This window comes from Bacillus sp. GM2, assembly GCF_056155945.1.
This window is the reverse complement of record NZ_JBRKSZ010000009.1, coordinates 1-13,696: the sequence shown is the minus strand read 5'-3', so window position 1 is coordinate 13,696 and position 13,696 is coordinate 1. Positions and strand designations below refer to the sequence as shown.

Annotated in this window: 23 protein-coding genes; 2 read left to right on the top strand and 21 right to left on the bottom strand. The window is 46.6% G+C overall.

Going from position 1 to position 13,696, the window contains the following annotated elements:
- From ACVC9U_RS22985 to ACVC9U_RS22955, 7 genes are all read right to left on the bottom strand, one after another.
- On the bottom strand, positions 1-840 hold an 840-nt coding region (locus ACVC9U_RS22985; RefSeq protein WP_441391692.1), incomplete at its 3' end, for a hypothetical protein.
- A gap of 40 nt (positions 841-880) precedes the next feature.
- On the bottom strand, positions 881-1,312 hold the full coding sequence (locus tag ACVC9U_RS22980; RefSeq protein ID WP_326336256.1) for a hypothetical protein: 432 nt from the start codon (positions 1,310-1,312) through the stop codon (positions 881-883).
- Between the two features lie 22 nt (positions 1,313-1,334).
- Positions 1,335-1,994 carry a single-stranded DNA-binding protein gene (locus tag ACVC9U_RS22975; protein ID WP_429702412.1) on the bottom strand — a complete coding sequence of 220 codons (660 nt, stop codon included), beginning with the start codon at positions 1,992-1,994 and terminating at the stop codon, positions 1,335-1,337.
- 343 nt (positions 1,995-2,337) lie between these two features.
- On the bottom strand, positions 2,338-2,862 hold the full coding sequence (locus ACVC9U_RS22970; RefSeq protein ID WP_441391690.1) for a hypothetical protein: 525 nt from the start codon (positions 2,860-2,862) through the stop codon (positions 2,338-2,340).
- Positions 2,859-3,011, bottom strand: a complete 153-nt coding sequence (locus tag ACVC9U_RS22965) for a hypothetical protein (RefSeq protein WP_441391688.1) — start codon at positions 3,009-3,011, stop codon at positions 2,859-2,861. Before ACVC9U_RS22965 ends, ACVC9U_RS22970 begins: the two co-directional genes overlap by 4 nt.
- 148 nt (positions 3,012-3,159) lie before the next feature.
- Complete coding sequence (locus ACVC9U_RS22960) at positions 3,160-3,654, bottom strand: hypothetical protein (protein ID WP_441391687.1); 495 nt, start codon at positions 3,652-3,654, stop codon at positions 3,160-3,162.
- Positions 3,655-3,985: 331 nt separating this feature from the next.
- Positions 3,986-5,170, bottom strand: coding sequence for an AimR family lysis-lysogeny pheromone receptor (locus tag ACVC9U_RS22955; protein WP_441391686.1), 1,185 nt, complete (start codon positions 5,168-5,170; stop codon positions 3,986-3,988).
- A gap of 94 nt (positions 5,171-5,264) precedes the next feature.
- Here ACVC9U_RS22955 and ACVC9U_RS22950 point away from each other — a divergent pair, with 94 nt between their 5' ends.
- On the top strand, positions 5,265-5,474 hold the full coding sequence (locus ACVC9U_RS22950) for a helix-turn-helix domain-containing protein (protein ID WP_340914494.1): 210 nt from the start codon (positions 5,265-5,267) through the stop codon (positions 5,472-5,474).
- A 46-nt stretch (positions 5,475-5,520) separates the two neighbouring features.
- Positions 5,521-5,748, top strand: coding sequence for a helix-turn-helix domain-containing protein (locus ACVC9U_RS22945; RefSeq protein ID WP_255317445.1), 228 nt, complete (start codon positions 5,521-5,523; stop codon positions 5,746-5,748).
- 23 nt (positions 5,749-5,771) lie between these two features.
- Here the strand turns inward: ACVC9U_RS22945 and ACVC9U_RS22940 are convergent, their stop codons facing one another.
- The 14 genes from ACVC9U_RS22940 to ACVC9U_RS22875 all read right to left on the bottom strand — a co-directional run bounded on the left by ACVC9U_RS22940 (position 5,772) and on the right by ACVC9U_RS22875 (position 13,521).
- The gene (locus ACVC9U_RS22940) at positions 5,772-6,785 is read right to left on the bottom strand and encodes a toprim domain-containing protein (RefSeq protein WP_441391684.1); all 1,014 of its coding nucleotides are present in this window, start codon (positions 6,783-6,785) and stop codon (positions 5,772-5,774) included.
- 113 nt (positions 6,786-6,898) lie between these two features.
- Positions 6,899-7,393 carry an HNH endonuclease gene (locus ACVC9U_RS22935; protein WP_006636900.1) on the bottom strand — a complete coding sequence of 165 codons (495 nt, stop codon included), beginning with the start codon at positions 7,391-7,393 and terminating at the stop codon, positions 6,899-6,901.
- A gap of 12 nt (positions 7,394-7,405) precedes the next feature.
- Entirely contained in the window at positions 7,406-8,749 is a 1,344-nt protein-coding gene (locus ACVC9U_RS22930; protein ID WP_441391682.1) for a DNA helicase, read from the bottom strand.
- Positions 8,750-8,767: 18 nt separating this feature from the next.
- Complete coding sequence (locus ACVC9U_RS22925) at positions 8,768-9,556, bottom strand: BRO family protein (protein WP_441391680.1); 789 nt, start codon at positions 9,554-9,556, stop codon at positions 8,768-8,770.
- The gene (locus ACVC9U_RS22920) at positions 9,556-10,056 is read right to left on the bottom strand and encodes a hypothetical protein (protein ID WP_441391678.1); all 501 of its coding nucleotides are present in this window, start codon (positions 10,054-10,056) and stop codon (positions 9,556-9,558) included. Before ACVC9U_RS22920 ends, ACVC9U_RS22925 begins: the two co-directional genes overlap by 1 nt.
- Positions 10,053-10,820 (bottom strand): ATP-binding protein, encoded by a 768-nt coding sequence (locus ACVC9U_RS22915; RefSeq protein WP_441391677.1) that lies wholly within the window; start codon positions 10,818-10,820, stop codon positions 10,053-10,055. Before ACVC9U_RS22915 ends, ACVC9U_RS22920 begins: the two co-directional genes overlap by 4 nt.
- Positions 10,821-10,838: 18 nt before the next feature.
- On the bottom strand, positions 10,839-10,985 hold the full coding sequence (locus ACVC9U_RS22910) for a hypothetical protein (protein ID WP_016885256.1): 147 nt from the start codon (positions 10,983-10,985) through the stop codon (positions 10,839-10,841).
- On the bottom strand, positions 10,982-11,620 hold the full coding sequence (locus tag ACVC9U_RS22905; RefSeq protein WP_441391675.1) for an ATP synthase subunit B family protein: 639 nt from the start codon (positions 11,618-11,620) through the stop codon (positions 10,982-10,984). The genes ACVC9U_RS22910 and ACVC9U_RS22905 overlap by 4 nt, the downstream gene beginning before the upstream one ends.
- Positions 11,621-11,636: 16 nt before the next feature.
- A complete protein-coding gene (locus ACVC9U_RS22900) occupies positions 11,637-12,014 on the bottom strand; it encodes a hypothetical protein (protein WP_423110203.1) in 378 nt (125 codons plus the stop codon).
- Positions 12,001-12,366 carry a hypothetical protein gene (locus ACVC9U_RS22895; protein ID WP_197089457.1) on the bottom strand — a complete coding sequence of 122 codons (366 nt, stop codon included), beginning with the start codon at positions 12,364-12,366 and terminating at the stop codon, positions 12,001-12,003. Before ACVC9U_RS22895 ends, ACVC9U_RS22900 begins: the two co-directional genes overlap by 14 nt.
- Complete coding sequence (locus ACVC9U_RS22890; RefSeq protein WP_048405746.1) at positions 12,366-12,770, bottom strand: hypothetical protein; 405 nt, start codon at positions 12,768-12,770, stop codon at positions 12,366-12,368. The genes ACVC9U_RS22895 and ACVC9U_RS22890 overlap by 1 nt, the downstream gene beginning before the upstream one ends.
- The gene (locus ACVC9U_RS22885; RefSeq protein ID WP_441391673.1) at positions 12,771-12,944 is read right to left on the bottom strand and encodes a hypothetical protein; all 174 of its coding nucleotides are present in this window, start codon (positions 12,942-12,944) and stop codon (positions 12,771-12,773) included.
- Positions 12,941-13,189 (bottom strand): hypothetical protein, encoded by a 249-nt coding sequence (locus ACVC9U_RS22880; RefSeq protein ID WP_069500321.1) that lies wholly within the window; start codon positions 13,187-13,189, stop codon positions 12,941-12,943. Before ACVC9U_RS22880 ends, ACVC9U_RS22885 begins: the two co-directional genes overlap by 4 nt.
- On the bottom strand, positions 13,186-13,521 hold the full coding sequence (locus tag ACVC9U_RS22875; RefSeq protein ID WP_441391671.1) for a hypothetical protein: 336 nt from the start codon (positions 13,519-13,521) through the stop codon (positions 13,186-13,188). Before ACVC9U_RS22875 ends, ACVC9U_RS22880 begins: the two co-directional genes overlap by 4 nt.
- Positions 13,522-13,696 lie beyond the last annotated feature (175 nt).

Here is a 13,696-nt window from a genome sequence, read left to right as displayed (position 1 = left end):
ACGCTCGGCGGCTGCGCGTTTTGCTTCGGCAACTTCTTCGTCAGTGGCGCGGACGAGTTCCGACGCATCGACGAACCAAACTTCTCCGTCTGAGAGACGTCGCGCTTTAAAATTCGGGTTGTTTCCCGCCTCAATTAACTCGATTATGTCATCGGTATCAAACAGGTGGCCGAATTCCTCACGGACCACCTTCGCATAATCACCGACTTTCAACCGCTCAGGCTTCGGCTCGGCCTCAGCGCTTGCGGCGCTTACTTTGCGATAGACTGCGTAAGTATCATCCGCTGAGGCATAGTTTTCGTCACCGACATCGTCAGTAAAATAGATATCTCCTAGCCAATCGACCTGGTCAATTTCGTACATCTTTTCCATTGTAATATCGTCATCGTAAGTCTCGATAAACTTAACGTAATCGCCCGCCTTCGCCTCGCTCTTGTCAATCCGTACGTATTCCGTCTTGGCTTCGCCTTTTAGCGCAGCAACGTCGGATTTTAGGGATTCGATATCCTTTTCGTTTGTGCTGACGCGATCTTCTAATGACGGTTGAGATGCGGAGACTTTGCGGAAGAGTATGCTATCCCCGTCTGTTACGGCGTTTCCGTGAAAGTCGTCTATTTCATCTCGGACAGATAACCGCGAAGTACCCTCGTCGCGTACTAGTAGGTAAAATCCGCCTAATTTAAGATCCGGATGCCTATGTCCGTTAAGTACCAAATCTCCGGATTTTCCGACACTTCTCGGAATTCCTTCCACACGCTCATACTCCGCACCGTTATACGCAACCTTCGTAATTTCACCGTTCACCATATCGAGAGTTTTAACGCCAGTAAGTTTCGACATCGAATCGTCCTCCTTTTATTGACCGTCCGACCCGGTAAGGTCAAACCGCCTCCGCTTCGTTATTTTCCGCAAAATCTTCCCGCATGAAATTCAGATCCATTTCGACCCAGCGCTTGCCTTCCTTTACTGACGGCCCCCAATAGTCGGTAATGCCGCGATTATCGAACATCCAAACGCGAGGGAATTTTCCCTCACCGATCAGCACGCCGATGAAGAAGTCGACGTCGTCCGTCGTATAAGGCTGACCGTCTCCTTTGCGCCCTTCTACCGTTAAATAGCCGCGGTCTTCCCGACGATCACGAATCGTCTTAACCTGGAACGTCTTCCATTCGCCAGTGCCCGGATCTCTTGCGCTGATATCGAAGGATTCCTCTGTCTCCGATTTTGATACCGCCTGCCACCCGCTGGCTAATAAAGCCGCGCGGGCGATCAGTTCGGAATACTTGCCGATAGTTTCCTTGAGATGCGCCATTCAATCGTCCTCCTTCGTTTTATTAAAACGGTAAAGTTTCTTCGTCGACTTCTTCGTTATCCTTTTCGTTAGTTGATTCCGACAATGGCGGCAGTTTAGCGCGATCAATCTTCGCTTCCTCATCCGCTTCGTGCAGTAGTTTAACGATGTCGGCCTCTTCACGGAAGTTAGCGAGTTCTTCATACTCGTAGTCGATTCCGATGAACTTTTTCGCTTCCTCAAGCTGTTCCGGAGAGGCATCGCCAGATTCTAACGAGAACGACTTGTCGACTTGTTTGATATGAACGGCTTCACCGACGAGAGTGTAGTCCGGATTAAACTTGCGACCCATCTTTTCGGCTTTGTCATAGTCCGCGATCAAGTTGTTAATGTGGAACTCTTTCGTATCGATCACGCGATATGTTTTGTATTCGAGATCATAAACCGGAATCATCGCGTACAGCTTGCGAGGAGCACCAACTAAGCAAGACGGGCAAGCGTCAGGGTTCGGTTTCTTAAATGCGCTCTGATCAGCACGAATTCCTTTCGGAGAATGCAGGCACGTATGTTTACGGAAGTGATAGATCGTCCTCTGACCGTTAAATGTGCTTTGCTCATGCACATAATACGCAAACCAGTCGTCTGGATCAGCGAGAATAACGAATGTACGTCCTTCCGCGTTTACTTCTCCATGTTTACCCATACGCACATAACGAGTAACACCTTCCGGGAACTCACCGCCTGATTGCGCTGCCTCGCGCTGTTCCTCGCGTTGCTTCAAAGTATCTCTTAGACTCATTCGATTTCCCCCTACGTTTTAATTTTGAGGCTTTTCGCCCTCGCAAAATGCCGGTATCTGCGTCCGAAACGCCGCCAGCGCTAAGCCGTAGCGACGCGACTCTGTTACTTAACGGCCGCCCCGACATTCTCCGAGCGCCGGGCCGCACAATCGCCGCCCTCATTCGCTCTCTTCGCGGTTAACTTCGTAAATAAGTCCGCCAATTACAAGCGCTGCAATGACGCCAACAATTTCGAAAACCCATACGTCAGACATGGGCGGCGACTCCTCTCGCTGCACGCGTCAGTTCGCGTCTCAATTCGTGAGATTCAGCCGGGAGTTCGTCGATGCGCATTCGAACCGCATTAATTCGGGCCTGAAACGCCAATTTAGTCGATAGTGACCGGGCGTGATAAAGGCGGTCTTCTAAATATCCGATCTCTTCTTCGAGCTCATCGCGAAACTTATCGATTCGAACCACCTCTTGCTTAATTTGTTCCGACATCTTCGCAAATTCTTCCGTTATGAATTTCGTTACTTTGTGGCGAAAACGATTGATACTGCTTTTATTCGGTGGGATTACGGTTTTAACAACGTCTACATCTAGCGCAAGCATGAACGTTGCTCCACGATGGGAATACATCCGAGCATCTTTTCCGTTGTCGTCCGGACCGATGCCGCAGTAAATCGCTTTAGATAACATCTGAGACGCCCATGCTTCCGGCGTTTGGTTGCCGATCTTAAAGCGCTTGGTAATTCGTTTCTTTGCGTGGTGAGATAGCGTGACTTTCATCCGACACGCACCACCTGGATCGAAAGTGGACGGTAGTAGTCCGCCGGATCTTCGTCGGCTGGCCATGCGCCTTGATATAAAATTTCGGTAAGTTTGCGCTGATCTAGCGCTGGATACGTATTGGAATCGATAAATTTGGGGATATTCATAGTACGTTCGCCTCCATATTGTTTAGGTAAAACGCACTAGACCGAAAGGTGTGTTCGCATTCTGTTCGCTTGTCTTTTGACATGAGAACGGTTACCATGAGGATGTGGCTACGCCTCCCGAGGCTAGTTACGTTTTAGAAAGAAACCTTTATGCTGTTAGTTGGTCCTGACAGTGTATCCTGAACCGTCGGATGAACTTACGATGAGACTCGGGATTTCCGCCAAATCGCTTCGCCAAAAGCGATGAAATTTCCGAATCGTTAGTGCATCCCCGGTTCCAAATTTCCAAGATTGTTTTTTTTCGTGGATCGTCCTGCGCCAACAGGGCGATCTTTTCTTTTAATAAAACCTCGCCTACGACGTTCGCCGAAACGTCTTCAGGTTCCCAAATGTTTTCGCCTTCTTTTATGGAATCAATTGAAACCTCATCCCGAGGTTTCCTGTTTGTTAAAAATCTATTCCGTACTTCTCGAATTATCTTTTGTATTAGTGCTTTTTTTTCTCTGCCATTATCTTTATACCTATCAAGAGCAGCTCCAATGTAGTGATAGCATTCATACTCGAAAGAGGTGACATCAGATACTCTATGCTCAATCTTCCTAGATTCGTTGATAACAAATGGGATCGCTCCACTTTCTGCCACTAACTTAAACCTATTAAATTATCCACTTTTTAAAACCCCTCCTTATTCTCACACTTATACAACGTGTAGGTGACGTCTGTTTTTGGGACATTATTTTTGAATTTTTTCTTGAATTTGTTTTATCGTCCTCTATATGAAGATATTAGCATATTAATTTTTGTTAATGTTCGAAATTGGGTGAACTCAAAAAAACTATTTTTTACCCAATTTTATAAATTTTATAACTAAAAAAAGCCACCGTTTGGTGGCGGCGGATACACATTATCCTCCTACTTTTATGCCTGCAACTTTTACGTCTTCATTGACCTGTTGTTTATCTGTTGCCGCCGCATTATGAGGCAAAACTGCAAGAATCGCCCCTAAAACTAATCCCATCAATAAAACTTTCTTCATATAAAACCTCTCCTTTTTTTTCAAATTTAAATGATTTGAGTTCTGATGCTTGCCTATTGTCGATCCCGAGGGAAGGTAATACGTCCGCTATGAGTGATGCGAAGAAAAAGTTCATTTTTTTTAAAAAGTGACCATACCCCCTATATATCTTATCTACAGACTGGGCTTTCACGTAATCGAAGAATACTATAAAATCGTCATCACCCCCTAAAAGCATCTGTTTACTTAATAAAGATGTATTTGGAATATCCCCACTCTTCTTAAAGTGGAAATAAATCTCCGCGAGTGTTAAATTATGTTCGGCCTCATTAATAATTAGGCTCTCTCCAGTCTTTCGTGCAGCCTCAACACTTTTTCTAAGAAAATGTAAACAATGCTCTTCTTGGTTTTCGGCTAAATGGGAGATTCCGAGATAGTAATAACCATCGGATTCGTGTTTATCATTTAATTGTGTTTTTATCATAACATCTGCATGGTTGCGGCAAAGATCAATTTCATTAAGGTGAAGGTATGCAGGTGCAAGAACTTCAGACAGTCGATAAGCGTAGCACTCTTTAAAGAACATCTTTCTAACGCTTTTCATCCTTGATAACTCACAACTAATTCGTTCTGCTTCCTTGGTAATCTCGAAATAATCCTTCGTATAGTACATAGAGACACACTGATATATTTGCTTCAAGAGGGAGATCTCTTTACACCCGGAGGTCTTAAGATTCTCAATTTTCGAAATCATCTCTTTAAATGAAATTTCATCAGTCATGAAATCGAGGATAATAGAATAGGCGCTTATATAAGATTTAAGATAAGGATCTTTTTTATTTTCCGAGATAAGACGGCTCAACAGATTTGCGTCTCTTTTTATAGCTGAGTATTCAAAGGCCTGTTTTATAGCTTCCGTTGTATTTAATTTCAAACACCAGTCGCGCATTTTTTCGTGGTACTTTTCTTTAAAGAAATACCTAGCTAACTTAATAAGTTGTCTAAACCCTATTCTATCTTCATTTTCTAAATCATATAAACAATCTTGATTAATACCTGTTTCTAAGGAAATACATGGTATACTTAACCCCAGAGACTCTCTTTGATAAGTGAATTCATCTCTTATAGAACGCAACCCCGACACCCCTTTTATGTGATTTACGTTTTTGTTATATCTATAGTATACTACAAATGCACACTTTTATGTGCGTAAAATTTTAGAAAAAGGAGATTTTTTTATGATTAGTTATGAGCCTCTGAGGTCATACCTAAAAGAACGTGGACAAACTACAGGAATACTAAGAGACAAGGTAATCCATCGAAACTTGGTGACTAAAATTAATGACGATAAATATGTTAGTTTAGCAACGATTGAAACCATATGCCTTTATTTAGGAATCCCTATTGAGAAGGTCGTTAAAATACTTCCTGATAACGTAGAAAAATAACGATATTTAAGCTATAATTTCCCCGTGAAGCAAAAGCTTTGCGGAGGTGTTTATTACGGTTAAGTATCGTCGAGGTAAATGTTTACTTCGCGACCGACTCCGTGAAGCTGGAATGAACCAAGCGCAGCTCGCCGATAGGGCTGGCGTTAAAGAATCGCATGTATCCGGTTATGTACACGGAACAAAACGGATGAACCTGGATACCGCGAAAACTTTTTCGGTAATTCTAAACTGCCGCATGGACGACCTGTACGAATGGATCGTCGAAGAATAACCGGTAGTCGGTCGCTGACGGGATTAAGTGTCGCCCGTCAACGAAAAACTTACCCGTTTAGGTAACTGCACTCGCCAGCTCTTGACGTCCTCCGCACGATCATAAACCGACCTCAACTCCGCTCTTCCCTTCGCAATCAATAGTTCATTCGCATCCTTTCCTTCCGTAATATATCCGTGTGCCAGTCCGACTTTCCCGTATAAATAACGCTCGACCTCCGCCCGCAACTTCTCGCCAGCCTTATCGTTATCCGTCACGATGGTTACGTGTTCGATCGGGGACTGGACGATAATGTCCGCCTTTCGTTGGTTGAACGAAGACCCGCCGGTCCCGATCGCCGGCACCCCCGCCGTCATCCACGATTGCGCATCGATCTCCGCCTCGCATAAGACAACGCGTGTCAGCCGCCGGTCATACACGACATTCATTCCGTAAACGAGATCCCGTATCGGCCAGCCGCCTTTGACGTACCAGAACGCCTTGCCCCGCGTTGACCGGTACTTCACGTTAGCGTGCCGCCCGTTCGGCAACCGCCAGGGCAACGCAACCGCACCGCCAACCATTCCTACGCCCATTAGACGCTGGACCGCCGGCATGATTCCGCGCTTGTTTAAATAATCGTTAGGACCCGCAGCCACATCGCCGAGAATTGTTTCACGTAAAGGTTCGCGATTCTTGGCGAGCTTCAGCTTCGGCAGCCTAAGCGTTAATTTACCGTCGTCTGATTCCGGCGCATACGCATCGATTAAATATTCGACAGTCTCCTCTTCGGTCTCTTCGCGCAAGAAGGCGAGCAACTTAACGAAGCCACCCCGTGCATACTCTGCGTCATAATAGCCGCTATCGCCCCAATAGCCGGCCTTTGCGGTCGCCGTGTCTTCGAGATAAACGTAAAAGCTCGGCGACCGGTCATATCGGAAAGGGCTTGCGGCCAGCAAGCGCTCATCCGTCCAGGTCGGCCGCGTCCAATCGAACTGTTCGAGCTCATAACGTATGTCGACGTCGACCTGACGGCCATTTAACGTTAAAATCGGCACTTTCGTATCACTCCTTTCGTCCTAATTAGGCCGGATTGTTCTATATATTACGCCCTGGTTTTGAAAAATTCCATCGTATTTTGTCGAAAGAACCGCGGTAAATGTTGACAATGTTATCCAACATCATCCATTTCAATTTTATTTACCCAGGCAAACTCTCCGTGATACTTTTTTGCTGCCTCATTGTATGCTTTCGCCGCTTCAATTTCAGTATCAAACTTCCCGAGTTCTATATCTGTTTTATCAACAACAATCCTAGCTCTCCATTTTTGGTCTCTTTTATAGAACCCGACACCTTTGTATTTGCTTACTCTAGTGTGTCTTGGCTTCTGATTTTGTTGGTTTTGAGTCTTAGTACACACCCTTAAATTCCCTCTTCGGTTATCTAGACCGTTTCCATTTTTATGATCCACGATCTTCCCATCTCCAGGTACAAGGCCACAAATGAACCGATGCATATAAACAGCTGTGTACTTATTTACTCCGACCCGTTGGTTCCTAACAGCGTATCCATTTTGGTTATAATGCCATTTGTACTGATTCACCAACTCATAATCACTATCATCAACTATAGCGACCTTATTATTACTAAGAGGTATCTTTTTCAAGAAGACACCCCCCTAAAACTCGAACTGCTCTGCGGCAGATTCGCCTTTCGGAAATTCTCGCAAAACACCGTAGTCGAATAGCGCAACGAGCTCGAGCATGAAATCTTCGCCACCATTCCGGCCTTTCTCGATTCCAATTCCGGCTATTCCCTCTTTAGATACCGAATCAAATCCGATCAAATTCGTCGCGATATCTAACAGGCGAGAGGTGGTTTTTACCTTTTCGCGAGTAGGAATTCGTAGCTCCCTCACGCCGTCTTCGCTAACCTCTTTTTTATCTACGGTCGCCTGAACGGTGTAAAATCCAACTACGTCATAATCACCTACTATATTTTCGAAACGTGTTGCAGCGTACTCGGCTGCGCCCCCTGCTGTTTTATTTACGTTCTTTCCGTAAACATCTGAAAGTCCATAGAATGGATCAAGAAAAACGGCGTCAATTTTTCCTGTACTTAGCTCCCGCTCAAGATCCGCTAATGACCGTGTCAACTCTCTTCCGCTTTTCCCTTGGAAATAAAGTGTTCCGGGGTAGTACGAATCGAGTAACTCTAAGACTTCGAAGAACTTTTCCCGAACAACATCATCCAGTTTTCCCGATAAAATAGCTTTGTTTGGTATACCTACCTTCCGGCCGAGCTCGTCTATCAATACCTCGTCGACAGCTGTTGCAATTGAAATAAGACGGGAAATAAACGTGTATTCCTTAACTTCGAATGATTTAACGAGACAGTTTGCACCTTGGCGCAGTAATGAATCAAGAATTCGACAGACTAGGTATGTTTTACCGCGCCCTGACTCACCCATGATTCCATAAATATCACCTGTAAACCACCCCGATATCTCATTATCAAGAGTAGGAAAAGGCGTCTTATAAATCCGGAATGACTTGCCTTCTTCACGCTTTTTATACTCGTCTCTAAACGATTCTTTAATTTCACTCAACGTCCGACCGATAGAACTACGAACGTTTGTTCTTATTTTAAGACTTTCGACTTTTTCCGTCAACCATGAAAATAATTCTTCCGGATTATCTTGCGCTTGGCTAAACCGTTCCGGAAGCTCCTTTTCCGCAATATCGACGAACTCTCGCAACGCAGCCTGTTTCCGTAGTTTTTCCGCAAGGTAATCGTAATTGGCCTCGATATTAAAATCCGGCTTGAAGTCCGGCACCTCATTTGCAACCATCTCGGCCGTCGGCGCCTGGCCTCCGTGTTTCTCCGCATATTCCGTGATGTATCGGAGTGCTTTGCGTTCGCCTTCCGTTGGTAAGTCCTCGGCGGTAATATTAAAGCGCAGCAGCGCGTTCGGATCGTTCTGCTCGATCACTTTCGATAGCAGTAAAACACCGTAGTTCATCCGCGATCCCTCCTCTTCTTACGCTATATGTTCGATTTCCTTCATCCTCAATGCGTTGACCGCTCGTGCTCCTCCGTACTCTTCCAGCTTCCTATCGATGAAAGAAACGCCCTTCGCAGTAACATATGTCTGTACAAAGTTAACTCCGTAATACCTAGACGGTGATTGTTTAACTTTAAAATAGCCTTCGTTGATGTAGCGCTGATAAGGAACCGGCGAGCCTTCTTTCCGAACAAATACACCGATTGTCCGTAAGAATGTCGTTAATTTGTTTCGGCCAATTCCAATCGATTTGGCTACTTGCTCTAACGTCTGCACATTTGTCGCGGAAATAAAACGATCATGTTCCTCCGCTTTCGGTTTCATTTCGGAAATTACTTCGTTTTGCTTGCGTACAGTCTCTAAAGTTGCGCTAAATAAAAGTTTTGTTTGGTCGTCTGCAAACGGTAGATACGTTTGAATAAATAGATCGTCATTCGCTACATAGCCGCCCGTTTTTCTGATTGTCGGAATGACTTCGTGAGTGATCCATCTTTTGAATTGTTTGGCCTCTGGTTTGCGGCTTCTTAAAATCAGAGAATAAAGACCCGGTTCGTTGATAATGAATGTTTCTTGATTTCGCCCTAATGAATCAGTGACCGGAATACTATTCCGCTCATCTTCATCAAGTAAATTCACTGATTTTCGAGCGTCTGTAATCCCTAAAACATCGCAGACATCTTTTGCAACAAACCAAGGTTCACCGTCCTTAACGACTGTCCTCACCTGTTGATCTTGATAATTGAATACTTTTTGTAATTCGTTCATCACCGCTTGACCTCCCGCTTTAATTTCGCCTTCGCCTCGTCCTGCTTCGCCTTATATTCCTCATCGCCGTACATCGCTTCCAAACGCTTGTAATCGTTTAACTCGTCGAGCAGATCATCAATTTTCTTCGCCTTGTCTTTCGCCATATCATCCCACGCCTTTTTAATTCCTTCGCTAAGCTTAGCTACGGTATCGGCATACGGTAATTCCGGAAGAAATTCCGCAAAGTGAAACGCCGTTCCCTCCGGCTCCGGATAGTTTTCGTAATCAACTCCGTCAAGATATTCGTCAACAAACTGACTGCGGCAGACTAGGCGGATGTCGTTCGAATCAGCGAGAATCCATTCGCCGTGAATTGCGTCCGTCAGATCGAACTCGACGTAATTGGAGACGCCGGTATCGTCCTCCTCTTCGACTTTCCGCCGCGCATCAACGTAGAAAATACGGTCCGGGTATCCGTCAACTTCGACTAGGTCTCCGAAAGTGATGTCGGCTTTCATCTCCGCAGCCCCCTTTTCGATTCTCCTTCGAATTCAATTACGCGGCATAGGTCACGAATCCGGTCCGTCAGACGTTGCTCTCCGAAAACGTCCGGCAGCCGTTCGATCGCAATGTTGCTCGTGTATATCGTCGGAAGTTGATTCGTCACTCTCGCGTTAACTATTGCGTGAAGATATCCGCGAAATGCTGGCGTACAATCCCGCACACCTACGTCATCCAGTACTGCAAAGGGAGCCGTCATCGCCAGCGTCATCTTCCGTTTGAATTCCGTCATGCCGTCCTCGTCGTTCGTCATGGTTGCGAGGTTGAATTCCGTCTGCCATTCGTTCACATCGAGGAAATAGGCCGGACGCAGTGACGGCGTTAAACCTCTCCGCAAAGATCCGCTGTAATAGACGCGCAGCCATTCGTTAAGGATTGCCGCCGCTGTCGTCGTCTTTCCGGTGCCAGAGTTCGCGCTGAAGAGATACAACGACTTGATACGGTCAGCCGGTTCGATGTAGCCTTCCGTCTGCTCAAACTGACGCTCGAACGTCTTGACGTAGTTTTCAACCGATTTATATATCGCTGGCTGATCCGCTCTGGCTGGCGAATTGGCAAGCGTTGTCAGTCGATATTCTCGCGGTAAGCCTGCCGCCGCTGACCGCCCGCCGTTTCCTGTCGCGCCGTGTAGTGCGATGAAGTGCGGGCATCGGCGGTTACAGGCGGACGTGCCGGCCGCTTTGCATCCGGTAGCCAGGACGCAGTTTCTTTCGTTAGTCAATGGCGTTCACTCCTTTCGTTAGTTCTCGATTACGTTTACTACGTGGATATTTCCGTTGTGTTTGTCTACGAGGAGATATACGGTGTACTCATCCCCTTTTACGACGTGTAGCATACCTTCGACGAAATCGAGATCAGTCGTTACTCTTGCTGGATCGTACGTCATTCGCCCACCCCCGTCCGGCTGTCATCGACGATTTTTAAGAACGACTCTTCTCCGTATTCATCAATCCCTTCCGTTACTGTAGGTAAATAATCGAATCCTCCATCCTCATAAAAAACCTTATCCTCGTTTACATCCACGATTTTTCCGTAATAATCCGCGACCTCATTAATTTCGAAACTACCGACAACATCCCCCACACGAACCTCAGTCGGCTGCGGTGCGTTAAGATATTCGTCAGGTACTTCGAGTCCAAGTGCGCGATGGAGAGCGATGGCTTCTCCGATATGGATGTTAAAGCAGTCATCCGGCGCACATATTGCCGTTCCATAAAACGCAGTTCTGCTATTCGGTTTCTTTGCGACCGCCTCTACGGTTCGACTTTCACGGTTGATATCGAACGTAATATCGAAAGTCTGTAACATTCTATTAATCATCCTGAGGCGTTCAACGTCCGCCTTCGCCTGCTCGACGATTTCATCCCGGCGTTCTTGTGCGGTCTTTTCAGCCGGTGCCTGCGCCATTAATTCACGCCTCGCATCTTCGTATCCTTTTGCGTATGCAGCTAGCCGCAATTCCTCGATCGCATCTCGCGCTGTTTCTACCGCAATGTCATATCGTTGTTCAACGTTTTCCATATCATAACCCCTCCGTTTAATAAAAGTCGTCGCCGATTTCCGCCTGCTGCTTCCGCCTTTGTTGCGCCGCTTCTTCGGCCCTGATTTCCGCCACTGCCCGCTGCAAATTCCGTCCCATATACGTCTGCATAAATCCGAAGCTGATACCCGGCCATTCTGCCGTAGGCCTATATTGCGCAAAGCACAGATCGATGAACCGCTTCGTTATTTCCGGCCCGTATTCGCCTGGCTTCCGCTTCGTTCCGACCCAATGACCGAGCATTCCCGCTTCGGCTTGGTAGCCGCGAAAAGGTACGTACGGGACGCCGTAAAGCCGTTCGTGCTCCGCTTTGAGGTACGCCTGGAAATCGCGCGTGTTCCACTTGGCGACCGGCTTTGAGTCATACGTTGTCATCTTCGTCATCCTTTCCGTAAAGGAATCGATAAACTTCACCGTACACTTCGTATTCCGTTCCGTATCGCATCTTGCTAAGTAAATTCTCGACTCGATCGATAATTAACGTTGCCTCTCTTAGTTCTTGTTCAACCTCCGCAACGTAGTCGAGTAACTCCGGAATGTCTTGGCGTGCGTTTGCGATGAAATCTGCGTCTTCTTTCGTTACTGCCGCCGCAACGCCGTCCCAATGTGTTTTTACCCAATAGCGAAGATTTTCGTTTCCCGGCCACTCACTATCATCTGCGGCCCAATAGCTCTCCGTTGTTGCTTCCACACGCTGACGGATCGCTTCGAGTTCATCTTTTGTCATTACGCACTCACTCCTTCGATTTTGATTCCGAGGCAGTCGAGTGTATTTCGGACTCCTTCCGCAACGCCTGATGTGTAAAAATCGTCCTTACTGCGAGGCATGGATTGCTCATGTCGCTGGTAATTGGCCGCGTAATACTCCCGCACCTTCTCCTCCGGTGTCTTTTCGACTTCATATCCGTTGATTAATGCGGCTGCGATCGTCATTAGGTCGAGGTCATTCAAACACGAGAACATATCCGCCCAAGGATCGTCTACTTCCGTAAGAACGTTCGCATGGTCAATTAGAAAGCGATTATATAGCTTCGGACCTAAATCTAACCCTTGACGGACATAACACTTGATGCCTTCTTCGATCGCCCTCGCCTGCTCCTTCGTAATTACCGGCCTTTTAATTTCGCTCATCTATTCGTCCTCCTTCGCGAGAATATCGTACGCATACAGTTGTATATCGAATCGGACAAGGCCGCTTCCGTCCGATTGTATCTGCGACCCCTTTACGTGAAATCCTTTTTGTGCAAAGTGGTCTCGGAGAATCTTCTCGATTTCGTCGTCTAAAAGGCTGATTGTAACGTTCATCGTTCGCCCTCCTTTAATTCGCGCATTAGTAGTCCGTGCAATGTGGTGACGGTATGACGCTGATCAGCCGAAAGATTCTCCGGAAGTTTCATCGGAATCACGCCCGGTTCTGATGGCTGTCGCTCAGATCTGACGTAGAGGTCGGCCGTAAGTTCCTCCGCTTCCTCAATCGTGTGTTTCATCCGCTCGTTTTCCGCAATTAATTTTGCTACAGTACAGCGCAGGCCTGCGATTTCGTCTGTCATCTTAGCGCCTCCTTTGCGTGTAAATTTATTTCGTATAGCTCAGTAATCGGAACTAAATCGACTGGTTCTTCGGGAAGCTCCGACTTCGATTGGATTAATTTCAGCGCCTTCTTCAGCCGCTCGTTTTCCGCAATCAATCCGGCAATAGTGCAGCGTAGGTCTGCGATTTCTTTAGTTTCCGGAAACAGATCGAACGTCGTCAACTCACGCTCTGATCCGTCTTCCTCCTTGATAAACACACCACCCTCTCCCGGAGCAACTTCCCGCACCTCAATGCCGAGTTCCTTTGCGACCTTGATAATGTGGTCTATATCGAATTTTGGAACGATCATTTTAACGCCTCCACTCATCGTCTTTTTTGATAACCGTCAGACCTTCCTCGCTTCGTTTGGTGTTTTCCTCCGCAATCTCGGCTAATTTCAAACGCTGTTTGTCGGTGAGCTCCGAGATTCGTCTCGTATCCTCCGCCACGTTTTCGCCTCCTCTCCGTCGTTTTAACGTCATCCC